A 22,350-nucleotide genomic window follows, 5' to 3' on the forward strand; every position below is an offset into this window, starting at 1 on the left:
CCATGCTTCGTGCCCGCCGCATCGCGTCGATCGTGGTCGTCGCCGCCCTCGGTCTGGGTGGCCTGGCGGCCTGCCGTTCCGAGCCCTCCGTCGCTGCCTACGTCGGCGACCGGAAGGTCACCGAAGACCAGGTGACGCAGATCTTCAACGGTGCGGGAGCGGGCGCTTCGGCGACGCCGGCAGCGGAAGAGCAGCCGGCCGCCGAGCCGACCAAGGTGCCCGGCCCGGCGGTCAGCCGCCAGCAGGTCGTCGACCTGGAGGTCACGCTCGGCCTGGGCCGTCAGGTCGCGTCCGAGCAGGGCGTGCAGCCGGTCAACGCGGTCACCGCCGACCAGGTCGCCGGCGAGCTCGGCGTCCCGGCGACGAGCCAGTACGCGGTGGACTACACCGAGTGGGTCAACCTCTCGCAGGGCATCTTCGCCAAGATGGGCACCAGCGTGCCGGCCGTGACCGACGAGCAGCTCCAGGGCGTCTACCAGGCACTGGTCAAGGTCAGCGCGATCGAGGCGGGCTTCGACCTGGCGCAGATCAAGCAGGCCTTCGGCGGCGGCGAGTTCGTCTCGGCCGCGTACCAGCTCACCGGTCTGCTGGAGAAGGCGGCTTCGGCCAACGACACCACGGTCAACCCGCGCTACCTGCCGCTGGCCGCCCCGATGGTGGTCTCCTCGCAGGGCGGTGCGATCTTCTACGACCTGCCGTACCTGGTCGGCAGCGACACGGTCAACGACCGCGCGTAAGTACGTGCCCCGGATCCTTCTGCTGGTCACCTCGCCGCGGCTGCCCGCCGGGCTGTTGACCGCCGCCGCCTGGGACGCCGTCCGCGCGCAGCCCGTGCTGGCCGCCGCCGAGAGCCCGTTGACGTCGGCGGTGCGCGAGGCCGGCGGCACCGTGACGATCGTGCCTCCCACGGTCGACACCCTGCTGGAACGGGCACGGGACACCGACATCGTCTGGCTGGCCGGGCCGACCGGCGACCCGGATCTGGCCCGTGAGCTGGGCGTACGCCTGGCCCGGCAACCCGGTCTGGCCGAGCTCGAGGTGACCTACGGTTCGTGGGACCCGGCCGGCGCCCGGCTGCTCGACGCGGTCGCCGTGATGGACCGCCTCTACTCGCCCGGCGGCGACCCGTGGAAGCGGGCGCAAACCCACCGGTCGCTGGCCCAGTTCCTGCTGGAAGAGGCGTACGAGGCCTACGACGCGATCGAGGCCGAAGACCTCACCGGCCTGCGCGAGGAGCTCGGCGACGTGCTGCTCCAGGTGGTGCTGCACGCCCGACTGGCCGAGGAGCTCCCCGAGGGACGCCGGTGGACGGTCGACGACGTCGCCGCCGGCCTGGTGGACAAGATGATCCGGCGCAACCCGCACGTCTTCGCGGGCACCGAGGTCGGCTCGGTCGACGAGATCATCGACAACTGGGAGCAGATCAAGAAGGCCGAGAAGTCCCGGGACTCGGTCCTGGACGGGGTCGCGCTGGCCCAGCCCGCGCTGGCACTGGCCGCCAAGTTCCTGCAACGGGCGGAGCGGGCAGGCATCAGCGTGCCGCTCCCCGAGGGCGACGACCTCGGCGCCCGCCTGCTCCGGCTGGTCGCCGCCGCCCGGGCCGCGGGCGAGGACCCGGAGGCCGAGCTTCGCGCGGCGGCCCTGCGTTACGCCGACGCCGTCAGGGCGGCCGAGCGCTCCTGATCCTTGGCGCGCGGTCGGGTCAGCCCGAACGCCAGCCCGGCGGCGACGGTCAGCACGCCGAGCGCCGGCCCCACACCGGGCAGGGTGGTCGCCATCACGGCGGCGGTGGCGAGGGTGGCGACCGGCATCAGACCGACCAGGATGCCGGCCTGTTCGACGCCTAGGCGCTCCAGGCCGATGAACCAGACGACGAACGCCGCGACCGTCATCAGCAACGCCAGGTAGACCAGCGCGCCGGCCTCGGTCGGTGTGGGGAGCCGCCAGGCGGTGGTTTCGCCGGCCGCCAGGGCACCGCCGAACAGCAGGGGCACGGCCAGGGCGCAGCTGTACGCGGCCACCCGGACCGCGCCGAGGCGGGGCAGGACCACCGCGGCGAGCAGCGAGAACAGGATCTCGCCGACGAGCGCGCCGGCGGCGGCGAGCAGGCCGATCCGGCTGGCCTGGCCGGTGCCCTCGACGAGAGCGGTGCCGGCGACCACGACCACGGCGGCCGCGACGAGACGACCGCTGGGCCGGCCCCGCCGCCCGGCGACCAGCGGGCCGAGCAACGCCAATCCGAGCGGCGCGGCGCCGATGACGGTGCCGACCACGGCCGGCTCGGTGTCGTGCTTCAACGCGAGCATGATGCACGCGTTGAAGCCGGCCATGCCGGTCGCCGCGACCACGAGCAGGATGCCGAGCTCGCGGCCGGTCGGGCGGACTCCGGGCCGCGCGCCACCGAGACGCGGGAAACGGTGGGCGATCAGGAAGAGCACGGCCGCGGCGGCGGTGTAGCGGATGGCCTGAGCGGTCAGGGTCGGATAGTCGAGCAGAAGCTCGCTCACCGCCACCGAGCTGCCGACCAGCGTCATGCCGAGCACGCAGAGGGCCACAGCGGTGCCTTTGGAGATGGTCACGCCCTCGACGCTAAGAGCACAATGGTCCGGTCAACAGGTCCACTTGCTGCGTGTTTGGGGAGACCACATGGAGGCGCTGGTCCAGCTCGACCACTCGCGGCCGGGACTCGGCGAGCAGCTCACGGCCGCACTGCGGGCCGCGATCGCCGACGGCCGGCTGGCGCCCGGTGCGCGGCTGCCGTCCAGCCGCCAGTTCGCCGCGGACCTGAGAGTGTCCCGAGGTGTGGTGGTCACGGCTTACGAGCAGTTGGTCGCCGAGGGCCGGCTGATCTCGCAGCAGGGCTCGAAAACGACTGTCGCTTGCTCTGCACCCATCTACGCACCACCCGCTGTCGGGGGTGTTGCGTATATGGGTGCAGAGCAAAGCCTGCCGATTGACCTGCGCCCGGGCACCCCTGACCTGGCCGCTTTCCCGCGAGCGGCCTGGCGCCGTGCCTACGAGCGGGTGCTGGCCACCGCGACCGCGGCCGACCTCGGCTACACCGACGCCATCGGTGCGCCCCGGGTCCGGCAGACGTTGGCCGACTACCTGGGCCGGGTCCGCGCCGCCCGGGTCACCGCCGACGACGTGGTCGTCACCACCGGCGCCGCGCAGGCCTTCGCGTTGGTCGCGCACCACCTGCGCCAGGCCGGCGCGGTCCGGTTCGGCGTCGAGGAACCCGGCAGCCCGAGCATCCGGGCCCACATGACGGCGCACGGGCTGCGGCTGGTGCCGATCGCGGTCGACGAAGACGGCCTCGACGTGGCGGCGTTGCGGGCCAGCGACGTCCAGGCCGTCATGGTCACGCCGGCGCACCAGTACCCGACCGGGGTCGTGCTGGCCCCGCACCGGCGCGCGGAGTTGATCGCGTGGGCCCGGGAGACGGGTGGACTCATCGTCGAGGACGACTACGACGCCGAGTTCCGCTACGACCGCGACCCGGTCGGCTGCCTGCAAGGGCTCGCGCCGGACGTGGTCGCGCACCTCGGCTCGGCCAGCAAGGCACTGGCGCCGGCGCTGCGGCTCGGCTGGCTCTGCCCGCCGCGGGACCGCCGACGTGCGGTGCACGCCGCCAAGGACGCGGCCGACCACGGTGGACCGGCGCTGGAGCAGCTCGCCTTCGCGGACCTGCTCGCGACCGGCGCGTACGACCGCCACCTGAGACACGGCCGGCGGGCCTACCGCCGGCGCCGGGACGCCCTCGTCGCAGCGCTCGCCGCCTACCTGCCGCAGTGCCGGGTGCACGGCGTCGCCGCGGGCCTGCACCTGGTCGTCGAGCTGCCGCCGGGCACGGACGACGCCGCGCTGGCCGCGAAGGCACACGCCGCGGGCCTCGGCCCGGTGCCACTGAGCGCGACCCGGCTCGCACCGGGCGGCCCGCCGGGTCTGGTCATCGGCTACGCCAGCCAGCCGCCGGACCGGATCGCCGCGAGCGTTTACCGGCTGAGCGAGCTGATCTGATCGTCTAGGTTGGACGGCATGCCCGAGTTCGTGCCCCTCGCAGAGCGGATCGTCGACGCGCTTCTCGACAGTGACCCGCACCTCGCCGCTTCGGCCGGCGACCACCGCCTCGACGGCGAACTGCCCAACCTGTCGGCCGACGCGGTCCAGGCGCGGTTCGCGATGTTGCGCGACGCCAGCGGCGCGCTGGCCGAGGTCGACGGCGACGCGCTCGACGCTCAGGAGCAGGTTGACCACGCGATCCTGACCGCCCGGGTCGAGCGCGGCATGTTCGAGTTGTCCGAGGTTCGTGAACACGAGTGGAACCCGCTCGTGCACAACCCGGGCGACCTGATCCACGAGCTGATCGCGCGTCCGTTCGCACCGGTTGACGTACGACTGGAAAGCCTGACCCAGCGGCTGGAAGCGGTGCCGGACGCCCTGGCCACCGCGCGCGCCGTGCTCACCGACCTGCCGCGGATCCACGTCGAGACCGCGATCGGGCAGTTCGCGGGCACGGCGGCGTTGGTGCGCGACGAGGTGCCGGCGATGTTGGAGCAGGCGCCGCCGATGCGGTCGAGCGTGCAGCCGGCCGCGGACGCCGCGGTCGCCGCCCTCGACGAGTTCGCCGGCTGGCTGCGGGAGCGGCTTCCGACCGCCGAGCGCGACCCCCGGCTGGGCCGTCGGCTCTGGGAGGCGCGGCTCTGGCACACCCTGGACACCGAGCTCAGCGCCGGCCAGGTGCTCGAGCGGGCGCGGGAGAACCTGGAGCGGGTCGGCGGGGACCTGCGCCGCGCCGCCGCCGAGCTGACCGGTGGCCCCGCCACCGACGAGACCGTGCGGGAGGCGCTCGGCCGGCTCGGTGCGGAGCACCCCGACAACGACACGATCGTCGAGCTGGCCAAGGCGACGATGGTCGAGACCACCGACTTCGTACGCGAGCATGACCTGGTCACGCTCGTCGACGACCCGTGCGTGATCCAGGAGATGCCGGAGTTCGCCCGCGGCGTCGCGGTCGCCTACTGCGACTCGCCCGGCCAGCTCGAGACCGCCGAGCTGCCGACGTTCTACTGCATCTCGCCGACGCCGGCCGACTGGTCGCCGGAGCGCGTGGAGTCGTTCTACCGCGAATACAACAACCACATGATCCGCAACTTGACCGTGCACGAGGCGATGCCGGGGCACTACCTCCAGCTCGCCCACTCACGCCGGTTCCAGGGCACCACCCGGGTGCGCAAGCTGGGCGTGTCCGGCTCGTTCGCGGAGGGCTGGGCCGTCTACGCCGAGGAGCTGATGACCGGCCTGCGCTTCGGCGGCCTGCCGATCCGCCTCCAGCAGCTCAAGATGCAGCTCCGGATGACCATCAACGCGATCCTCGACCAGGCCGTGCACTGCGACGGCATGACCGAGGACGAGGCGATGGCGCTGATGACCGGCCCCGGTTTCCAGGAGGAGGGCGAGGCGGCCGGCAAGTGGCGGCGCGCGCTGCTCACCTCGACGCAGCTCTCCACGTACTTCGTCGGCTACCAGGAGATCCTGGACACCGCCCTGCGCCGCCCGGCCGGCACCTCGACCCGCGCCTGGCACGACGCGATGATCGCGCACGGCTCTCCGCCGCCGCGCCACCTGCCCCTGCTGCTCGGTCTGGAGCCTCGCCTGTGAACCTCGACGACCTGCCGCTGGCCGAGTTCGCTTTTCCCGGCCCGCTGCGCGACAAGCTGGTCGGCGCGATCCTTTCCGGACAGAAGACCAGCACGTCGGCGCTGCTCGCCGGCTACGGCGACGAGCCGTTGCCCGTGGTGGGCCGGACCTCGGCGGTGGTCGACTCCGCCGGCAGAAAGGTCGCCGCGATTCAGCTGACCGAGGTACGCGAGGTCCGCATCGGCGACGTCGACCTCCAGCACGCCATCGACGAGGGCGAGGGCTATCGGTCGGTGGCCGACTGGCGGGCCGGGCACGAGGAGTTCTGGCACAGCCCGGAGCTGCGCGCGGAGCTCGGCGACCCGGGCTTCACCGTCGACGACGACACGCCGATCATCGCCCAACGGTTCCGGTTGGTCTATCGGGCCGACTCGGCCACGGCCGCGTCGATCAGCCAGCGGGAGATCGAGTAGGTCGGCGGCAGCGCGTCCGGCAGGTCGTTCAACGGGAACCAGCGGGCCTCCGCCAGTTCCTTGCCGTCGACGACCGGCTCGGCGCCCGGTGCAGCGGTGGCCAGGAAGCCGGTCAGCACCACGCCCGGCCCGGACATCGCCCACGGCTGGCTGCCGAAGTAGCGCAGGTTGGAGACGGTCAGGCCGACCTCCTCGCCGACCTCGCGGTGCACCGTCTCCTCCAGCGACTCGCCCGCCTCGACGAAGCCGGCGACCAGCGCCCACAGCTCGGTCGGCCCGTACGTGTGCTTGACCAGCAGGATCTCGTCACCACGGCGGATCGCGGTCAACACGGCGGGGGAGAGTTGCATCGGGACGTACAGGTCGCAACCGGGGCAGCGGCGCGCGTGCTCGCCCGGCACGTCGACCAGCTCCGTCGCGCAGGCGCCGCAGAACCGGTGACTGTGCCGCCAGGTGACGATCTGTAACGCTCGGCCGGCCAGCGCGGCCAGCGGCTCGCCGAGCGACGCCGCGACCGAGGGCCAGCCCCGCCAGCGGCCCAGGGTGTCGATCCGCTCGGGCAGGCCGGCCGCCCAGACCCGGACCCCGTCGAGCGCGCCGAGCGGCACCCAGGCCACGTCATCAGGGAGTTCGGCGAGGTCGGCGCGGCGCGGGAACGGGGTCAACAGCCGGCGACCGGCGACGAGCACGCAGTGGTCAGCTGGGCTGGGCGGCGCCGCGGAAACGGCGTCGGGCACGAACCGGCTCACGGACCCGAGGGTAGCGCCCGATACGCTCCTACGGGGACGCAGCGTCGCGGCCGCGAGACCACGACCATCAACACACGGTAGGAGTCGGAACAGTGGCCACCATTGAGGGAATCGTCGCCCGGGAGATCCTGGACTCGCGCGGCAACCCCACCGTCGAGGTCGAGGTCGGGCTCGACGACGGCACGATCGCGCGGGCCGCGGTGCCGTCGGGTGCGTCGACCGGGGCGTTCGAGGCAATCGAGCTGCGCGACGGTGACAAGAGCCGTTACAACGGCAAGGGCGTCGAGAAGGCCGTCGCCAACATCGAGGACCGGATCGTCGACCAGCTCATCGGCTTCGAGGCCAGCGAGCAGCGCCTGATCGACCAGAAGATGCTCGACATCGACGGCACCCCGGACAAGTCGCAGCTCGGCGCGAACGCCATCCTGGGCGTCTCGCTCGCCGTCGCCAAGGCCGCCGCCGGCGCCTCGGAGCTCAGCCTGTTCCGCTACCTGGGCGGCCCGAACGCGCACCTGCTGCCGGTGCCGATGATGAACATCCTCAACGGCGGCGCGCACGCGGACTCGAACGTCGACGTGCAGGAGTTCATGATCGCGCCGATCGGCGCGCCGACCTTCCGCGAGGCGGTCCGCTCGGGCGCCGAGGTCTACCACGCGCTCAAGACCGTGCTGAAGGCCAAGGGCCTGTCGACCGGCCTGGGCGACGAGGGCGGCTTCGCGCCGAACCTGCCGACCAACGCCGCCGCGCTGGACCTGATCGCCGAGGCGGTCGAGAAGGCCGGCTACCGGTTGGGCACCGACATCGTGCTCGCGCTCGACGTGGCCGCGACGGAGTTCTTCGCCGACGGCGTCTACACGTTCGAGGGCGAGAAGCGCAGCGCCGACGAGATGAGCGCCTACTACGAGAAGCTCGTCGCGGACTACCCGATCGTGTCGATCGAGGACCCGCTGGCCGAGGACGACTGGGCCGGCTGGACCTCGTTCACCGCGCAGGTCGGCGACCGGGTGCAGATCGTCGGCGACGACCTGTTCGTCACCAACCCGCAGCGGATCGCCCGCGGCATCGCCGAGCGCTCGGCCAACGCGGTGCTCGTGAAGGTCAACCAGATCGGCTCGCTGACCGAGACGTTCGACGCGGTCGACCTGGCGCACCGCGCCGGTTTCTCGACGATGATGAGCCACCGTTCGGGCGAGACCGAGGACACCACGATCGCCGACCTGGCCGTCGCGGTCGGCTCCGGCCAGATCAAGACCGGCGCGCCGGCGCGCTCCGACCGGGTCGCCAAGTACAACCAGTTGCTCCGGATCGAAGAGGAACTCGCGGACGCGGCGCGCTACGCGGGTGCCGGGGCGTTCCCGAGGTACCGTTCGGCTAGCTGACCCCGCGTGTGTCCGGGGCCTCCGCTGAGGCCCCGGCACGCCGGGACCTCGGGGGAGGGGGTGTCGGGAAGTGACGCAGCGCCGCATGCCCAGCGGGCAGGGACCCTCCCGTCGCCCAACCGGCGCCGGCCGCGGTTCCGCCACCGGGCGGGCCAGCACCGCTAGGTCCAATCGCGAGACCGTCGTGGCCGCGCGCTCGGCCGGCACACCACGCTCGCCCAACCGGCCGGCCGCCGCTCGCCGGGCCGCACCGGGCGCCACCGCCGGCACCGCACGCCGCACCGCGGCACCACAGCCGCGCCGGCTGACGGGCCGGGCCACCGTGCTTGTGGCGGTGTTGATCGCGCTGGCGTTGGCGTACACCTACCCGATCCGGGTCTATCTCAACCAGCAGTCGGACATCGCGGAGATGGAGTCGGCGCAGGCCGCCCAACGCGACACCATCAAGCGGCTGCAGGACGAGGCAGCGCTCTGGAAAGACCCGAACTACATCAAGACCCAGGCGAGGAGCCGCTTCTTCATGGTCCTCCCCGGCGAAGAGCTGCTGATCCTGCTCTCGGACCCGGACGGCGCCGCTCGCGACGCGGGGTTGCCCCCGCCGGGAGCCACGCCGCCCGAGCCCGATCCCTGGTACGGGACGCTGTGGTCCAGTGTCGAAGCAGCCAACGCGGAGAGTGCAGGATGATCCCCCCGCCACCGGTGCGCGAAGAGGCCACCGAACGCGACCGCGCCGCGGTCGCCGCCCAGCTCGGCCGCCCGCCGAGGGCGATCCGCGCGGTCGCGCACCGCTGCCCGTGCAGCCTGCCCTCCGTCGTCGAGACAACGCCGCGGCTCGCCGACGGCACGCCGTTCCCGACGCTGTTCTACCTCACCTGCCCGCGCATGACCGCCGCGTGCAGCCGGCTGGAGTCGGCGGGGCTGATGAAGGAGATGGCCGCCCGGCTCGCCGAGGACCCGGAGCTCGCCTCCCGCTACCGGGCCGCCCACGAGGACTATCTGGCGCGGCGCGAGGCGGTCGCGCACGTCGAGGAGATCGACGGCATCTCGGCCGGCGGCATGCCGGGCCGGGTCAAGTGCCTGCACGTGCTCGTCGGGCACGCGCTCGCCGTCGGCCCGGGCGTCAACCCGTTCGGCGACGAGGCCCTGGAGCAGATCGGCCCGTGGTGGGAGGGCGGTCCCTGCGTCGAGGTGGCCGACTGATGGCCGACATCGTCGTCCGGCGGGCCCGCACCAGCGACGTGCGGGCGATCCGTGGGTTGATCGACGCGTTCAGCCCCGGCGGCCGGCTGCTCAGCAAGGCCACTGTCACGCTGTACGAAGACGTGCTGGAGTTCTGGGTCGCGGTCGACGGCGACACCGTCGTCGGCTGCGGCGCGCTGCACGTGATGTGGGAAGACCTGGCCGAGATCCGCACGGTCGCGGTCGACAAGGCCCGCCAGGGGCGCAAGATCGGCCACGAGCTGGTGACCGCACTGCTCGCCGCGGCGCGCGATGTCGGCGTACGCCGCGTGTTCGTGCTCACTTTCGAGACCGACTTCTTCGGCCGGTTCGGCTTCCGGGAGATCGACGGAGCCCCGGTGCCGCAGGCGGTGTTCGAGCAGCTCCTGCGCTCGTACGACGAAGGTGTCGCGGAGTTCCTGGACCTCGAACGCGTCAAACCCAACACCCTGGGCAACACCCGGATGCTGCTGCACCTCTCGTAGTGTCGACCTTGTGACCCGGGTAGCTGCCATCGACTGTGGAACCAACTCCATCCGCCTGCTCGTCGCCGACGTCGGCCCCGACGGGGCCTTGACCGACGTGACCCGCCGGATGGAGATCGTCCGGCTGGGCCAGGGCGTCGACCAGACCGGCCGGCTGGCGCCGGAGGCGATCGAGCGGACCCGGGTGGCGCTGGCCGACTACACGGCGCAGATCCGTGCGCTCGGAGCGTCTCGGGTGCGGATGTGCGCGACCTCGGCGTCCCGCGACGCGGCCAACGCCACCGACTTCACCGACATGGTGCTGACCACCCTGGGCGTGGCGCCCGAGGTGGTCACCGGTGACGAGGAGGCGCGCCTGTCGTACACGGGCGCGGTGCGCGGTCTGGTCGCTCCGGCGCCGTTCCTGGTCGTCGACATCGGCGGCGGGTCCACGGAGTTCGTCACAGGCTCGTCGGCGGCCGGCCCCGAGGCGGCGATCTCGGTCGACATCGGCTGTGTCCGGATGACCGAGCGGCACCTGCACAGCACCCCACCGACGGCGGCCGAGGTGGCCGCGGCGGAGACGGACATCGCGGAGGCCGTGGACCGCGCGCTGGCGGCGGTCCCGGGCCGGGACGCGGCGACGCTGATCGGCGTGGCGGGCTCGGTCACGACGGTCGTCGGCATCGCGCTGGACCTGCCCGGCTACGACCCGACGCGGATCCACCATGCCCGCATCTCCTACGACGACGTGGCGAAGGTGACCGCCGACCTGCTGTCGAAGACTCCGGCGGAGCGCCTCGAAAACCCGATCATGCACCCGGGCCGCGCGGACGTGATCGGCGCGGGCGCCCTGGTCCTACGGATCATCATGGAACGCGCCGGCATGTCCTCGGTGATCGCCTCAGAACACGACATCCTCGACGGCATCGCGTACAGCCTGGCGTAGAAAACCGCGTGCGGGTGGGCCATATGATTTTCATATGGTTACCACGGTCAATCTGCCCGACGCGCTTCACGAGCAGCTCAAGCGGCTCGCCGAAGAAGAGCACCGCTCGATGAACGCCACCATCGTGGTCGCGCTCGAGGAGTACGTCTCGGCCCGGAGCCGTGGCGCGCGGGTCCGGGAGCTCGCCGGCGAGGTGGTCCAGCGCGACGCCGAGCTGTTGCGGCGGTTGGCGCAGTGATCCACTACGCCGAGGTCGACGATCTCGTGGAGATCGCGTCGATCATGTTGGGTGAGGCGCCGCAGATCCGTGACTTCGGCCTGCTCTCGTCGGCCGCGGTCCGGCCGGCCACAGTGGCGTTCGGCCAGGAGGCCTATACCGATCTGTGGAGCAAGGCGGCCGCGCTGCTGCATTCCGTGTGCATGAACCATGCCCTGATCGACGGCAACAAGCGCCTGGCCTGGGTGGCCACCCGGGTCTTTCTCGCCCTCAACGGGGTGCCGATCCAGGACGTCGACGTGGACGAGGCCGAGGCGCTCGTGATGGCGGTCGCGAGCGGTTCGCTGACCGACGTCCCGGCCATCGCCGGTGGTCTTCGCCAGCTTTACGCCTGAGCAGAAAAAGGGGCGCCCCCGGTTCTCGGGGGCGCCCCTTTCGCTATCTGCGGCCGGCTGTCGCCGGTTGCCGTTCGGTTGGCGGCGCCGGGACCTCCGGCGGCGCGGGGATGTGCGGCGTGACGTCCGTGAACTCTTCCTTCGGGTCGTGTAGCTGACCCAGGGAGACCGTCTCGCGGCGCAGGAACAGCGCCAGCATCCAGTCGATCAGGACCCGCACCTTGCGGTTGGTGGAGGGGATTCGGCTCAGGTGGTACGCCCGGTGCATCAGCCACGCCACGATGCCGGTGAGCTTGATGCCGTAGACCTGGGCCACGCCCTTGTGCAGGCCGAGGCTGGCCACGCTGCCGACGTGCTTGTGCTTGTACTGCGCCGGCTGGCGTCCCCGGATCACCGAGCGGATGTTGTCGGCGAGCTGGTTGGCCTGGCGCACCGCGTGCTGCGCGCTCGGCGAGCAGAACGCACCCGGCGCACCGGTCAGGTCGGGCACCGCGGCGCAGTCGCCGGCGCTCCACGCGCCCTCGACGACCTCGTCGCCGTCGACGACCTGGAGGCTCGCGTTCGTGGTGATCCGGCCGCGCTGGTCCTTCGGCAGGTCGACGAAGTCGAGCATCGGCGACGGCTTGACGCCCGCCGTCCAGACGATCGTGTCGGCCGGCAGGCTGTCGCCGTCGGAGAGCTTGACGATGCCGTCGACGCACGACTCCAGGCGGGTGCCGAGGCGGATGTCGAGCTTGCGCTTGAGCAGCACCTGCACCGTGTACGCGCCCATGTCGCGGTCGACCTCGGGCAGCACCCGGTTGGTCGCCTCGACGAGCACCCAGTGCATCTCGTCGATCGACAGCTCCGGGTAGTAGCGCTTGACCGCGTCGTGCGCCATGTCTTCCATCTCGGCCACGGCCTCGATGCCGGCGTAGCCGCCGCCGACGAAGACGAAGGTCAGCGCCCGCTCGCGTACGGCCGGGTCGGTGGTCGAGGCAGCCACGTCGAGCTGGTCGAGCACGTGGTTGCGCAGGTAGATGGCCTCACCGATGGTCTTGAACCCGATGCCGTGCTCGCGCAGGCCGGGAATCGGCAGGGTACGGGAGACGGAGCCGGGCGCCACGATGATGTGGTCGTACTCGATCTCGCGGGGCGGCCCGACGATCGGCTGCACCGTGGCGACCTTGCGGTCGTGGGAGACGTCGGTGACGGTCCCGGCGACGATGTGACAGTTGCGGAGTTCCCGACGCAGCGGCACAACGGCGTGCCGAGGGGAGATGTTGCCCGCCGATGCCTCCGGCAGGAACGGCTGGTACGTCATGTGCGGCTGGGGATCGACAACGGTCACCTCGGCCTCGCGGGCACGCAGCTTCTTCGACATGCGAAGGGCTGCGTAAAGCCCGACGTGCCCGGCACCGACCACGAGAATCCGTTGAGGTCTCACGCCGTCAACGATCCCCTCAACGGCCCCGGATCGCCGCCTCAGAAGGCCCGTTTGTGATGGAGGACAAGCCTGTGACCTGCATGACATTCACGCTCGGCGTTTGACCAGCCAGCCCAGGACCGCGGCGATTGTGACGGCCACCACCAAGCCTCCCAGCGCGGCCAGGGTCAGCGAGGTGTCCCCGCCGATGCCGGCGATCGACACCAGGAGCACGCCGCAGACCGCTGCGGCCAGGACCACCGCTGCCGCTCGGGCGACCCAGCGGGCCAGCACCTCGGTCGCGACCAGGGCGTCGCTGGGCAGCACCGCGGCCAGCGCGGCCAGGGTGTGCGCCAGGTAGAGCGTGGCCGACAGGCCGAGCAGTCGCCAGAGCTGGATGCCCTCGACCGCCTCGGCTGTCACGATCACCCAGCCGACCACGATCGCCACGATGAGCAGCGTGGTCGTCACTCCGCGCGGTGCGAGGGCCGGGAGCACGGCCACGACGACCAGGGCGGCGACGGTGCGCCCGAAGAACAGCGCGGGCGGGAAGGCGAAGCCCATCGCGGCCAGGAAGGCGGCGAACAGGCCGACCCGGATCAGCAGCGGGACCATTGTGGCGCGGGTGACGGTGGTGTGCAGCCGCCGGAACTTCTGCGTGAGCGCCCCGATCATCGACCCACCGCCTTCGGTGCGGAGGCCAGTCGGGCCACGTCGCGCAGCACCGTGTCGAGGCTGCCGGCGCCGGCCCAGGCGACCACGGGCACGCCGTGCTCACGGAGCTGGTCGATCATGTTGTCCCGTTCCAGTCGCCAGACCCGGTGGGCGATCTCCGTCCACGGCCCGCGGGCCGGCGGCGCGGCCTGCTCGGGCATCGTGTCGACCGCGACCACGTAGCGGCCGGAGCGGGCCAGCCGGGCCAGCATCTCCGCCGAGCGGTTGTCGATCAGCGGGGTGAGCACCACGACCAGCGCGTTGTGCGAGAGCACCTGCGAGCCGAACACCGTGTCGTACGGCTGGAACTCGGCCGGGTACACCTTCACGTCCAGCAGCCACTCCAGCACCGTCAGGTACTGCCGGCGGCCGGTGGCCGGACGGAGCCGGCGCGCGACCGGGCCGTACTCCAGCAGCGAGACCCGGTCGCCCCGGTGCAGGTAGTGCTCGGCGATCGCGGCCGCCGAGCGGACCGTCATGTCGATCACCGAGGCGGAGCCCTTGGCCCCGCCGGAGCGGCCGGCCTCGTTGAGCACGTCGAGCAGCAGCACGACCTCGGCGTCGCGGTCGGACAGCGTCGCGGCCACGTGCAGGCGCTCGGTGCGCAGCGACACCCGCCAGTCGATCCGGCGCAGCCGGTCACCCGGTCCGAAGATCCGTACGCCGGCCAGCTCACCGCCCTCGCCGGGCCGCCGGGAGCGGTGGCCGCCGACCAGGCCGGCGGCGCGCGGCATCGCCTCGTCGGCGTCGAACGGTTCGGTCGACGGGTAGACCCGCACGTTGCGGGCGCCGCTGACCACCGGGCGGCCGGCGATCAGCCCGTCGCAGGCGGTGATCCGGGCGGACGCCGGGCCGAGTGGGTGCCGGCCCCAGCGCAGCGCCTCGCCGTCGAGCTCGATCTCCTTGGCCCCGCCGCGGGCGACCGTGATGACGTGCGGCCGGTCGGCCTTCTCCACCGCGAGCCAGGGCGAGACGAGGGTACGCACGACGACCAGGTCGTAGCCCACCGTGTCGCGGTTGACCACCTGGACGCCGGCGGTGAGCCGGGCACCCTCGACGTGGTGGTTGTCGTCCGTGCCCAACCGGATCCGGGGCACCGCGCCCGGCCGGCGGCGCAGCGCGAAGGCGGTGCCGATCGCGAACGGAGCGGCCAGCACCACCAGGTCGACCCGGCCGAGCAGCACGCCGGCGATCAGCAGGAGGCCGGTGAGCAGCACCGCCCGCCCGAGCGCGCGGGTCGGCACCCACTGCGGCTCGGCCTGCTCGTCCTCGACCGGCGCCACCACCTCAGGCACCGCCGGCCCCGCGTCAACGAGAGTCATTGCCCGTGGCGGGACGGCGTCGGTACCTCGGCGAGGCGGACACCGGTGTCGGACATAGCGTTGTAGCTGGGCAGCGCGCCGCTGGCCGGTGCCGGCGTCTGGTCGAGCACTTCGGCGACGACGAACGACGGGTCGACCCGGCGCAACCACATCTCGGGGCGCAGCGTGATCCGGTGGGCCAGCGCGGGCGCCGCCACCTCCTTGACGTCCTCCGGCACCACGTAGTCGCGGCCGGCGAGCACCGCCTTGGCCCGAGCCAGCAGCAGCAGCGCCAGCGAGCCACGCGGTGAGGCGCCGACCAGCACCGACGCGTGCTCGCGGGTGGCCGCGGTCAGGTTGACGATGTAGCGACCGATCGAGTCCTCGACGGCGACGTCCTCGATCGCGGCCTGCATGCCACGCAACGTGCCGGCGTCCACGACGGGCTGGAGCTCGGTCTCTTCCTGCCGGCGGGACATCCGCCGCTGGAGGACCTCGTACTCCTCGTCGCGGTTCGGGTAGCCGAACGAGACCCGCAGCAGGAACCGGTCGAGCTGGGCCTCGGGCAGCGGGTAGGTGCCCTCGTACTCGATCGGGTTGGCGGTCGCGAGCACGTGGAACGGCGGGTCCAGCCGGTACGTGACGCCCTCGACGGAGACCTGCTTCTCCTGCATGGCCTCGAGCAGCGCCGACTGGGTTTTCGGCGGCGTCCGGTTGATCTCGTCGGCGAGCAGCAGGTTGGTGAAGACCGGGCCGGCCCGGAAGCTGAAGTCGGCGCGCCGCTGGTCGTAGAGGAACGAACCCGTCACGTCGGCCGGCAGCAGGTCGGGGGTGAACTGGAGCCGGCGGAAGTCGAGCCCGAGGGCCTGCGCGAAGCACCTGGCGGTCAGCGTCTTGCCCAGGCCAGGGAGGTCTTCGAGCAGCACGTGGCCGCCGGCCAGGATGCCGGCCAGCACTAGCTCCAGCGCGTCACGCTTGCCGACCACCACACTGCCGACCGAGTCGAGCACCGCCCGCGCCATCCGGCCGACGTCGTAGACGGGTACCGGGACCAGGTCTTTCATAACCTCTCCAATGACTGGACGTACGCCGTCGCGTCGCGCGGCGCCAGGTTGCGGGTGGGCGGTGTGGCGAGATAGGTCCACAGCGGTTCGCCGAGCAATGCCCGCGCCCGCTCCGGGTCGCCGGCACGGGTCAGGCCGTGTCGCTGGCGAAGCCGCTCGTCGACGATCTCGGCGAGCGTACGCTGCACGGCGCGGGCAGAGCCGGCGTCGCCGCCGGCCCGTTGCAGCAGGCGTTCCCAGCGGCCGACCACCGTGCGGAGCGCGTCGCGGTCGCTGAAGTTGTACGAGCCGTCCTCGGTCGCCCCCGCCGAGCGCCGGCGTTGGCGGGTCACCTGGGGTGGGACGAGTGCGCTGGTGACCCGGCGCAGCACGATCAGCGCGACGATGACGCCGACGACGGCCACGATCGGCACCGTGTAGCCGGCCACCCGCAGACCGAAGATCGCGACCGCGACGAGCCCGGCCCCGGCGAACACCGCCTTGATCCACCAGCGCAGGCCGGTGCCGGAGCGGCCACCCCGTCGAGCGGGCTCGTCGTCATCCTCGAACGTGAAGAGGTCGTCGATCAGGGTCTCGTCCTCGACCCGCTCGTCGAGATCGTCGTCGTAGTCGGCGGAGGTCGTCATGCTGACACCGCCGCGGTGAGCTCGGTGCGGATCCGCTGGAGCGCCGAGCGGGCCTGGGTGCGCATGCGGTCGTCGACCGCGTGGGTGGCGTAGCGGGCCTCGCGGTAGACGTCGGCCAGAGCGGCCAGCACGTCGGCGCTGATCTGGTGCGCGTGCAGCAGCCGGGCGACCAGGTCGGTCGGGCTGTCGCCGACCCGCTTGGGCGTGCCGGCCGCGGCAGCCGCCTGTTCCAGCCGCAGCCAACAGGCGATCACCGCCCGGCGCGGGTCGCCGTCGGTGTCGGACAGATCCGTCAGGCCGGCCTCGACGGCCGCGACCACCTGGGCGGCGTCGGGCGCCGGCGCGGCCGGGTCGGCGTACTTGACCGGGCGGCGCCGCAACCGGCGCAGGCCGTCGCGGACCAGGATCCAGATCACCAGCACGACCACCACGAGCACGACGGCCGCGCAGAGCACGCCGGCGGCCGGCGCGAGCCAGCCGGGCAGCTCGCGGGGTTCGGCCGCGGCGACCTCTTCCTCTGGCGGGAACGACGGTTGGATCGGTTGGCTGAAGTCTTCCTGCCCGCCCTGCGCCTGCTCGGCCGCCGGCTTGGCCTCGACCTGGCCGATCTGCAGCGACGAGTGGCCGGCGGCGAGCGCGGCGAGGCCGAGGAGGCCGACCACCAGCGCGAGCGGCCACCAGCGGCGCAGGGATGCGAGATCCATGCTTATGCCCCCCTGGCCAACTCCTTGGCCCGAGCGAAGATGTCGTCGAGCATCGCGGGCGTCAGCCGACCGGTGAAGGTGTTCTGCTGGCTGACGTGATAGCACCCGAGCAGGTGAGGATATCCACCGTCCGGGCTCGTCCAGTGTGCCCCATGACCGAACCGCGGGCGCGGACTGGGCGGCGCGCCGCCGTACACCCTGCTCATGGCCGGCCACCACGCTGCCCAGGCGAACGCACCCAGTGCGACCACGACGCGCACAGTCGGTTTTATCAGTTCGAGCTCGCGCCAGAGCCAGGGCGCGCATGTGTCGCGCTCGACCGGCGTCGGCTTGTTGTCCGGCGGGGCGCACCGCACCGACGCGAAGATCCGTAGGTCTTCCAGTTCGAGTCCGTCGTCCGCGGAGACGCTCGTCGGCTGGTTGGCCAGGCCCGCCCGGTGCAGGGCGGCGAACAGCACGTCGCCGGAGCGGTCTCCGGTGAAGATCCGGCCGGTGCGGTTGCCGCCGTGTGCGGCCGGCGCCAGACCGAGGATCGCGATCCGCGCGTCGGCGACGCCGAAACCGGGCACCGGTCGTCCCCAGTAGACCTGGTCGCGGAACGCCGCCCGGCGGGTCGCTGCCACCTCTTCCCGCCACGCGACCAGGCGTGGGCAGGCGAAGCAGTCGACCACGCCGGCATCCAGCGCGGACAGGTCGGCCGAGCCGGCCGCGCGAGCGGCGACCTCGGCGGGGGAGTGCACCACCACCGTTTGTTCTTACACCACCGTGGGCGCCAGTCTCCGCACGGTCTCGATAGTGCGTGCCCAGGCCGTCACCGCGTCGACCCGGTCATAGCTCTCCGGCCGGTCGTCGTTGAAGAACGAGTGCCGGCTGCCGGGGTAGTCGTAGAGCTTCACCGTGCCGCCGCCCTCGGCGATGGCATCCGCTGCCGACCGGACGGCCGCCGCGGTCGAGGTGCCGTCTTCCTCGGTGCAGTGGATCACCGCGTGCTTGCCGGCGTAGCCGGACCACTCGGGTGCGACCCATTCCCAGGGCAGCGACGGGTAGAAGCCGACGCCGGCCGTCACTCGTTCGGAGAGCGTCGGTGCCCAGAGGGCAAGGCTGCCACCGATGCTGAAGCCGACCGCGCCGATGTCGCCGCTGACCTCGGGCCGGGCCGCGAGGAACTCGGCCGCGCCGGTCAGGTCGTGTGCGACCCGGTCACGCGACAGGTCGGCGACCAGTTGGCGTGCGGTCTCCCGGTCGGTCGTGGAGCGGCCCTGGTAGAGGTCGGGCGCGAGGGCGACGAAGCCGGCCTCGGCGAAGCGGTCGGCGATCGCGGTGATGTGCGGGGTGAGACCCCACCACTCGTGCAGCACGATCACGCCGGGCGCGCCGTCGGTGGCACCGGCCGGCACGGCGAGGTAGCCGTCCGTGGTGCCCTCGAGGCTCGAGTAACTGACCTTCGTACCCATGGGCCGTCCTCCTGTCGGGTCAGACATCGTCGGCTGCCGTAAATGCGGTCCGCGGGTAGCGGTGCCAAAACTTTGCCATGCCGTAGGGGCGAACGAAAGACGACGGCGACGTGGCATACACCTCGCTTTTCGCGCTCGGTGCACGCCCCGTCGCCCTCGATGACGGTCGATAGGATGGTCAGTTGGTCGGCGTCGGCACCGCCGTGGCGGTCGGGGTGGCGGTCGGCGCCGGTGTGCTGGTCGGCCCTGGCGTCTCGACCGGTACTTCCGAAAGCGGCAGCTCTGTCCGCTGCGGCTCCTCGGTCGGTGCCAGCCCGGGGCGCGGCGCGACCACGTACGGCTGCTGGTTCGGGCAGTACGGGTACGCGGGAGCGCCGGCCTGAGCCTGGTAGAACGCCTCCTGGCAGCGGTACGGGTCGCCGAGCTGGATCGGGTTGCCGCCCTGGTCGTACAGGCTCACGTCGGTCAGCGGGTTGCCGTTCGAGTCGTAGACGTAGACGTCCTGGATGTACTCGTACGGGTTACCCGACACGCTCTGGGGCTCGTTCCAGCCGCCGCCGTACTGGTCGGCCTTGTCGAAGACGACCATGCCGAAGAGCACGAGCGCCACCCCGCCGATGGCGAGGCCGGTGCGCGGCACGGACGCCAGCGTGGGCTCGCGCCGACCGAGCCAGATGGACGCGACCAGGCAGACCGCGAGCAGGAGCGCGGCCGCCAGCGTGCTGCCACCGAGCCTGGGCAGCAGGCCCGCCTCGTTGCCGTCCGAGGTCAGCCAGGTGATCGCCATCGCCGCCAGATAGCCGCGCAGCACCCACCAGCCCGGCGCCAGCATGCGCAGGAACTCGCTGGCCCGCCCGTAGCCGAGCAGCGGACCGGTCCTGCGGTCGGCGGCACCGACCACGCCGCGGGCCCGGCGCAGCACGGCCGAGACCCGGTCGTCCAGGCCGCGGGCGGCGGGTGTGGTCGCGACGTCGAGCCCGGCGGCCATCCGAAGCTCGGCCGCGTACGCCTCGGGCGGCCCGAGCCGTTCGGTCAGCGTGGCGTCGCCCTCGGCGGCGACCTCCGCGAAGTGCTCCGGGAGGTCCTCCAGCAACTCGTCGCGGACCGCGGGGTCGAGATCGGCCAACGCCCGCCGCACCGCCTCGAGATAGGCCTCCTGCTCCGTCGCGACATTCATGCCGCCACCCCCCGTTCGTCGAGCAGGCCGTCCATCGTGGAGGCGAAGGTGCGCCAGGTCTTGCCGGCGCGGTTGAGCTGGTCGCGACCGGCGGCGTTGAGGCCGTAGTACTTGCGGTGCGGCCCCTCCTCGCTCGGCACGACGTAAGTGGTCAGGAGCCCGGCCTGGAAGAGCCGGCGCAAGGTGCCATAGACGGAGGCGTCGCCGACCTCGTCGAGCCCGGCCGTCCGGAGCCGGCGCAGGATGTCGTAGCCGTAACCGTCCTCGTCCTTGAGCACGGCCAGCACAGCGAGGTCGAGCACCCCTTTGAGTAGCTGGGTGGTGTCCACGGTGGAGAAGCTACTTCGCATTGCGAGGTAGTGTCAAGAACGCGGTAGTCCTGATGGGTTAAACCCACATTTCTGGGTAAGTCCGGCGAAAGGGGGAGAGATCAATGGCGAAGACCCAGCAGATCAAGCCGCAGTTCCGCCACATCGACGGGCTCGCCGTCCGGTACGCCGAGAGTGCGCCGCGCGACGTCGACGCCCTGCTGCTCAGCCCTTGGCCGGAGAGCGTCTACGCGTTCGACCAGATGTGGTCGCAGCTCGCCGAGGACACCCACCTGGTCGCGATCGACCTGCCCGGGTTCGGCCGGTCCGAGCGCCGTGACGCGATGATGTCACCGCACGCGATGGGCGACTTCGTGGTGCGCGTCGCCGACGAGTTCGAGCTGGAGCAGCCACACATGGTCGGCCCCGACGTCGGCACCGGCACCGCGCTGTTCGCGGCGGCCAACCACCCCGGCCGGATGCGCAGCCTGGTCGTCGGCAGCGGAGCCAGCAGCGTGCCGATCACCCTCGAAGGGCCGCTGCGGGACTGGGTGCTGAGCCCGAGCGTCGACGAGTACCGCGCGGTCGACGGCCGGGTGATCGTCAACGCGGCGCTGGGCACGATCCAGGACTACGACCTGCCGGGCAAGATCCGGGAGGACTACCTCTCGTCGTACGAGGGCGACAGGTTCGTCGAGTCCATGAGCTACGCGCGGGCGTATCCGGAGGATCTGCCGGTGCTCCGGGACCTGCTTGGCTCGCTGGCGACGCCGGTCGAGATCATCGCGGGCCGGGACGACCGGGCGGTGCCCACGGCCAACGCGGAGTTCCTGCACGACCGGCTGCCGCACAGCAAGCTCGACATCATCGACGCCGCGCACTTCACGTGGGAAGAGGCCCCGACCACGTACGCCGACCTGGTGACCTCGTGGTGGACCGGCGGCTACCAGAAGCCCTAGAGGACGGCGCGGACGGCGGCCGCGTCGGTGGCCGCCACCACCAGGATCTCCGGTGCGGGGTCGGCGGCCACGAGGTCGGCGGCGACCACGCGGAGCTGGTCGGGCAGCGTGGTGTCGTTGGGGAGCCGGGGCACCTCCTGGCGGACCCGGCCCTCCACGTCGGCGGCGAGGTCGGCGAGGCGCTGGACCAGGTGGTAGACCGCGTCGCCCCGGGTGCCTTCCCCGGTCGCGGCCGGTGCCGCCCAACGTGGCGCCTGCCAGTGCGAGACCTGCCGGGTCAACAGGTCGACGATCCGCCCAAGGTCCTGATCCGTCACGACCGACAACCTATCGCCGGATGTAGCTCAGCAGGCGGAGGATCTGCCAGTAGAGGTAGATCAGGCCGACGAGCATGCCGAACGCGCAGTACCAGGCGTAGCGGCGCGGCAGGCCGTAGCGGACGCCCTGCTCGACGGCGTTGAAGTCGAGGATGAAGGTGAGCGCGCCGACGCCGATGCAGACGATCGCGAACACGTACGGCACCCAGCCGACCTCGCCGGTCCGGGTGTAGACCTCCAGGCCCTGCCGGCCGCTGACCCAGAACACGATCAGGTTGGCGAAGCCGAGCACCACCACCCCGATCAGCGCGCCGATCACGAAGCGGGTGAACCGGGGTGTGGCGCGGATGATCTTGGCCCGGTAGAGCAGGCCCATGCCGAGGAAGACGCCGAGCGTGCCGACCACCGCCTGGATCACGATCCCCGGGTAGAGCTCCTCGAAGCCCCGGCTGGCCACGCCGAGCAGCACGCCCTGGAGGATCGCGTACAGGCTGATGACCAGCGGGTTGGTGATCCGCCGGAAGCTGATCACCAGCACGAGCGCGAGGCTGGCGATCGAGCCGCCGATGAGGCCGAAGCGCAGCGCCGGGCCGCTCTCGATGGTGAACCAGGAGACCGCGGCGACCGCCGTGGTCAGCAGGAGCAGCGCGACCGTGCGGATGACCACGTCGTCGACGGTCATCGCGCCGGTGGCCGAAGCCTGGCCGAGCACCTGGCGCTCGGTGCGGGCGGTGTCGTCGAGGTGGGTCAGGACCGGGTTCGAACTTTGCATGGCTGCTTACCCCCGGTTTCGACCATACCGGCCGCAAATGGGAGCGCCCCCGCGTCTCGCGACGG

Annotated in this window: 27 protein-coding genes; 13 read left to right on the forward strand and 14 right to left on the reverse strand. The window is 72.0% G+C overall.

Features of this window, described 5'->3' with window-relative positions; all coding sequences use genetic code 11:
- Window positions 1-2: 2 nt before the first annotated feature.
- The gene (locus tag BLV39_RS06080; RefSeq protein WP_090788227.1) at window positions 3-737 is read left to right on the forward strand and encodes a Ros/MucR family transcriptional regulator; all 735 of its coding nucleotides are present in this window, start codon (window positions 3-5) and stop codon (window positions 735-737) included.
- Between the two features lie 4 nt (window positions 738-741).
- Window positions 742-1,683, forward strand: a complete 942-nt coding sequence (locus BLV39_RS06085; protein WP_090788229.1) for a nucleoside triphosphate pyrophosphohydrolase — start codon at window positions 742-744, stop codon at window positions 1,681-1,683.
- Here BLV39_RS06085 and BLV39_RS06090 read toward each other — a convergent pair.
- Window positions 1,647-2,579 (reverse strand): DMT family transporter, encoded by a 933-nt coding sequence (locus BLV39_RS06090; RefSeq protein WP_090788231.1) that lies wholly within the window; start codon window positions 2,577-2,579, stop codon window positions 1,647-1,649. The genes BLV39_RS06085 and BLV39_RS06090 overlap by 37 nt on opposite strands.
- A gap of 67 nt (window positions 2,580-2,646) precedes the next feature.
- On the opposite strand from BLV39_RS06090, the gene pdxR reads away from it, so the two are divergent.
- The 3 genes from pdxR to BLV39_RS06105 are packed head-to-tail and all read left to right on the forward strand — an operon-like array spanning window position 2,647 to window position 6,113.
- Window positions 2,647-4,020, forward strand: coding sequence for a MocR-like pyridoxine biosynthesis transcription factor PdxR (gene pdxR, locus BLV39_RS06095; protein WP_090788233.1), 1,374 nt, complete (start codon window positions 2,647-2,649; stop codon window positions 4,018-4,020).
- 18 nt (window positions 4,021-4,038) lie between these two features.
- Window positions 4,039-5,661, forward strand: a complete 1,623-nt coding sequence (locus tag BLV39_RS06100; RefSeq protein WP_090788236.1) for a DUF885 domain-containing protein — start codon at window positions 4,039-4,041, stop codon at window positions 5,659-5,661.
- Window positions 5,658-6,113: an ASCH domain-containing protein gene (locus BLV39_RS06105; protein WP_239083733.1), complete on the forward strand. Its 456-nt coding sequence runs from the start codon at window positions 5,658-5,660 to the stop codon at window positions 6,111-6,113. The genes BLV39_RS06100 and BLV39_RS06105 overlap by 4 nt, the downstream gene beginning before the upstream one ends.
- Here BLV39_RS06105 and nudC read toward each other — a convergent pair.
- Entirely contained in the window at window positions 6,059-6,862 is an 804-nt protein-coding gene (nudC, locus tag BLV39_RS06110; RefSeq protein ID WP_090788238.1) for an NAD(+) diphosphatase, read from the reverse strand. The genes BLV39_RS06105 and nudC overlap by 55 nt on opposite strands.
- A 92-nt stretch (window positions 6,863-6,954) precedes the next feature.
- On the opposite strand from nudC, the gene eno reads away from it, so the two are divergent.
- From eno to BLV39_RS06145, 7 genes are all read left to right on the forward strand, one after another.
- Complete coding sequence (gene eno / locus BLV39_RS06115) at window positions 6,955-8,241, forward strand: phosphopyruvate hydratase (protein WP_090788240.1); 1,287 nt, start codon at window positions 6,955-6,957, stop codon at window positions 8,239-8,241.
- Between the two features lie 85 nt (window positions 8,242-8,326).
- A complete protein-coding gene (locus tag BLV39_RS06120; protein WP_373315361.1) occupies window positions 8,327-8,926 on the forward strand; it encodes an FtsB family cell division protein in 600 nt (199 codons plus the stop codon).
- Complete coding sequence (locus BLV39_RS06125) at window positions 8,923-9,441, forward strand: DUF501 domain-containing protein (protein ID WP_090788244.1); 519 nt, start codon at window positions 8,923-8,925, stop codon at window positions 9,439-9,441. The genes BLV39_RS06120 and BLV39_RS06125 overlap by 4 nt, the downstream gene beginning before the upstream one ends.
- Window positions 9,441-9,944 (forward strand): amino-acid N-acetyltransferase, encoded by a 504-nt coding sequence (locus tag BLV39_RS06130; protein ID WP_090788247.1) that lies wholly within the window; start codon window positions 9,441-9,443, stop codon window positions 9,942-9,944. The genes BLV39_RS06125 and BLV39_RS06130 overlap by 1 nt, the downstream gene beginning before the upstream one ends.
- Window positions 9,945-9,954: 10 nt before the next feature.
- Entirely contained in the window at window positions 9,955-10,872 is a 918-nt protein-coding gene (locus BLV39_RS06135) for a Ppx/GppA phosphatase family protein (RefSeq protein WP_176984782.1), read from the forward strand.
- Between the two features lie 34 nt (window positions 10,873-10,906).
- A complete protein-coding gene (locus tag BLV39_RS06140) occupies window positions 10,907-11,110 on the forward strand; it encodes a FitA-like ribbon-helix-helix domain-containing protein (RefSeq protein ID WP_090788251.1) in 204 nt (67 codons plus the stop codon).
- The gene (locus BLV39_RS06145) at window positions 11,107-11,484 is read left to right on the forward strand and encodes a type II toxin-antitoxin system death-on-curing family toxin (protein WP_090788253.1); all 378 of its coding nucleotides are present in this window, start codon (window positions 11,107-11,109) and stop codon (window positions 11,482-11,484) included. The genes BLV39_RS06140 and BLV39_RS06145 overlap by 4 nt, the downstream gene beginning before the upstream one ends.
- A 43-nt stretch (window positions 11,485-11,527) precedes the next feature.
- On the opposite strand, the gene BLV39_RS06150 is transcribed toward BLV39_RS06145, so the two are convergent.
- The 10 genes from BLV39_RS06150 to BLV39_RS06195 form a co-directional block, all read right to left on the reverse strand.
- Complete coding sequence (locus BLV39_RS06150) at window positions 11,528-12,910, reverse strand: NAD(P)/FAD-dependent oxidoreductase (RefSeq protein ID WP_090788255.1); 1,383 nt, start codon at window positions 12,908-12,910, stop codon at window positions 11,528-11,530.
- Window positions 12,911-12,997: 87 nt separating this feature from the next.
- The gene (locus tag BLV39_RS06155; protein ID WP_090788257.1) at window positions 12,998-13,564 is read right to left on the reverse strand and encodes a hypothetical protein; all 567 of its coding nucleotides are present in this window, start codon (window positions 13,562-13,564) and stop codon (window positions 12,998-13,000) included.
- Window positions 13,561-14,925 (reverse strand): DUF58 domain-containing protein, encoded by a 1,365-nt coding sequence (locus BLV39_RS06160; protein ID WP_090788259.1) that lies wholly within the window; start codon window positions 14,923-14,925, stop codon window positions 13,561-13,563. Before BLV39_RS06160 ends, BLV39_RS06155 begins: the two co-directional genes overlap by 4 nt.
- Window positions 14,922-15,968 carry an AAA family ATPase gene (locus BLV39_RS06165; RefSeq protein ID WP_239083735.1) on the reverse strand — a complete coding sequence of 349 codons (1,047 nt, stop codon included), beginning with the start codon at window positions 15,966-15,968 and terminating at the stop codon, window positions 14,922-14,924. Before BLV39_RS06165 ends, BLV39_RS06160 begins: the two co-directional genes overlap by 4 nt.
- Entirely contained in the window at window positions 15,965-16,594 is a 630-nt protein-coding gene (locus tag BLV39_RS06170; protein WP_090788263.1) for a hypothetical protein, read from the reverse strand. The genes BLV39_RS06165 and BLV39_RS06170 overlap by 4 nt, the downstream gene beginning before the upstream one ends.
- On the reverse strand, window positions 16,591-17,298 hold the full coding sequence (locus BLV39_RS06175) for a DUF4129 domain-containing protein (protein ID WP_090788265.1): 708 nt from the start codon (window positions 17,296-17,298) through the stop codon (window positions 16,591-16,593). The genes BLV39_RS06170 and BLV39_RS06175 overlap by 4 nt, the downstream gene beginning before the upstream one ends.
- A gap of 2 nt (window positions 17,299-17,300) precedes the next feature.
- On the reverse strand, window positions 17,301-18,044 hold the full coding sequence (locus BLV39_RS06180; protein ID WP_090788267.1) for a uracil-DNA glycosylase: 744 nt from the start codon (window positions 18,042-18,044) through the stop codon (window positions 17,301-17,303).
- Window positions 18,045-18,053: 9 nt separating this feature from the next.
- Window positions 18,054-18,752 (reverse strand): dienelactone hydrolase family protein, encoded by a 699-nt coding sequence (locus tag BLV39_RS06185; protein ID WP_090788269.1) that lies wholly within the window; start codon window positions 18,750-18,752, stop codon window positions 18,054-18,056.
- A 178-nt stretch (window positions 18,753-18,930) separates the two neighbouring features.
- Window positions 18,931-19,929 (reverse strand): HAAS signaling domain-containing protein, encoded by a 999-nt coding sequence (locus tag BLV39_RS06190; RefSeq protein ID WP_090788271.1) that lies wholly within the window; start codon window positions 19,927-19,929, stop codon window positions 18,931-18,933.
- Complete coding sequence (locus BLV39_RS06195; RefSeq protein ID WP_090788273.1) at window positions 19,926-20,258, reverse strand: PadR family transcriptional regulator; 333 nt, start codon at window positions 20,256-20,258, stop codon at window positions 19,926-19,928. Before BLV39_RS06195 ends, BLV39_RS06190 begins: the two co-directional genes overlap by 4 nt.
- Window positions 20,259-20,362: 104 nt before the next feature.
- Between BLV39_RS06195 and BLV39_RS06200 the strand changes: the two genes are divergently transcribed.
- On the forward strand, window positions 20,363-21,196 hold the full coding sequence (locus tag BLV39_RS06200; RefSeq protein ID WP_090788274.1) for an alpha/beta fold hydrolase: 834 nt from the start codon (window positions 20,363-20,365) through the stop codon (window positions 21,194-21,196).
- On the opposite strand, the gene BLV39_RS06205 is transcribed toward BLV39_RS06200, so the two are convergent.
- Together BLV39_RS06205 and BLV39_RS06210 are read right to left on the reverse strand one after the other, a co-directional pair.
- Entirely contained in the window at window positions 21,193-21,513 is a 321-nt protein-coding gene (locus BLV39_RS06205) for a hypothetical protein (protein WP_090791189.1), read from the reverse strand. The genes BLV39_RS06200 and BLV39_RS06205 overlap by 4 nt on opposite strands.
- Before the next feature lie 10 nt (window positions 21,514-21,523).
- Window positions 21,524-22,285 carry a Bax inhibitor-1/YccA family protein gene (locus tag BLV39_RS06210; protein WP_090788276.1) on the reverse strand — a complete coding sequence of 254 codons (762 nt, stop codon included), beginning with the start codon at window positions 22,283-22,285 and terminating at the stop codon, window positions 21,524-21,526.
- Window positions 22,286-22,350 lie beyond the last annotated feature (65 nt).

Source organism: Asanoa ishikariensis (genome assembly GCF_900107455.1).
GTDB lineage: Bacteria > Actinomycetota > Actinomycetes > Mycobacteriales > Micromonosporaceae > Asanoa > Asanoa ishikariensis.

Excerpts from the sequence above, each read along its gene's own strand:
- BLV39_RS06210 (WP_090788276.1), bottom strand. The coding sequence starts at position 22,285 with ATGCAAAGTTCGAACCCGGTCCTGACCCACCTCGACGACACCGCCCGC.
- BLV39_RS06125 (WP_090788244.1), top strand. The coding sequence starts at position 8,923 with ATGATCCCCCCGCCACCGGTGCGCGAAGAGGCCACCGAACGCGACCGC.
- BLV39_RS06190 (WP_090788271.1), bottom strand. The coding sequence starts at position 19,929 with ATGAATGTCGCGACGGAGCAGGAGGCCTATCTCGAGGCGGTGCGGCGG.
- BLV39_RS06140 (WP_090788251.1), top strand. The coding sequence starts at position 10,907 with ATGGTTACCACGGTCAATCTGCCCGACGCGCTTCACGAGCAGCTCAAG.
- BLV39_RS06165 (WP_239083735.1), bottom strand. The coding sequence starts at position 15,968 with ATGAAAGACCTGGTCCCGGTACCCGTCTACGACGTCGGCCGGATGGCG.
- BLV39_RS06175 (WP_090788265.1), bottom strand. The coding sequence starts at position 17,298 with ATGGATCTCGCATCCCTGCGCCGCTGGTGGCCGCTCGCGCTGGTGGTC.
- BLV39_RS06185 (WP_090788269.1), bottom strand. The coding sequence starts at position 18,752 with ATGGGTACGAAGGTCAGTTACTCGAGCCTCGAGGGCACCACGGACGGC.
- BLV39_RS06170 (WP_090788263.1), bottom strand. The coding sequence starts at position 16,594 with ATGACGACCTCCGCCGACTACGACGACGATCTCGACGAGCGGGTCGAG.
- BLV39_RS06080 (WP_090788227.1), top strand. The coding sequence starts at position 3 with ATGCTTCGTGCCCGCCGCATCGCGTCGATCGTGGTCGTCGCCGCCCTC.
- BLV39_RS06120 (WP_373315361.1), top strand. The coding sequence starts at position 8,327 with ATGCCCAGCGGGCAGGGACCCTCCCGTCGCCCAACCGGCGCCGGCCGC.
- BLV39_RS06200 (WP_090788274.1), top strand. The coding sequence starts at position 20,363 with ATGGCGAAGACCCAGCAGATCAAGCCGCAGTTCCGCCACATCGACGGG.
- BLV39_RS06155 (WP_090788257.1), bottom strand. The coding sequence starts at position 13,564 with ATGATCGGGGCGCTCACGCAGAAGTTCCGGCGGCTGCACACCACCGTC.
- pdxR (WP_090788233.1), top strand. The coding sequence starts at position 2,647 with ATGGAGGCGCTGGTCCAGCTCGACCACTCGCGGCCGGGACTCGGCGAG.
- BLV39_RS06130 (WP_090788247.1), top strand. The coding sequence starts at position 9,441 with ATGGCCGACATCGTCGTCCGGCGGGCCCGCACCAGCGACGTGCGGGCG.
- BLV39_RS06160 (WP_090788259.1), bottom strand. The coding sequence starts at position 14,925 with ATGACTCTCGTTGACGCGGGGCCGGCGGTGCCTGAGGTGGTGGCGCCG.
- BLV39_RS06100 (WP_090788236.1), top strand. The coding sequence starts at position 4,039 with ATGCCCGAGTTCGTGCCCCTCGCAGAGCGGATCGTCGACGCGCTTCTC.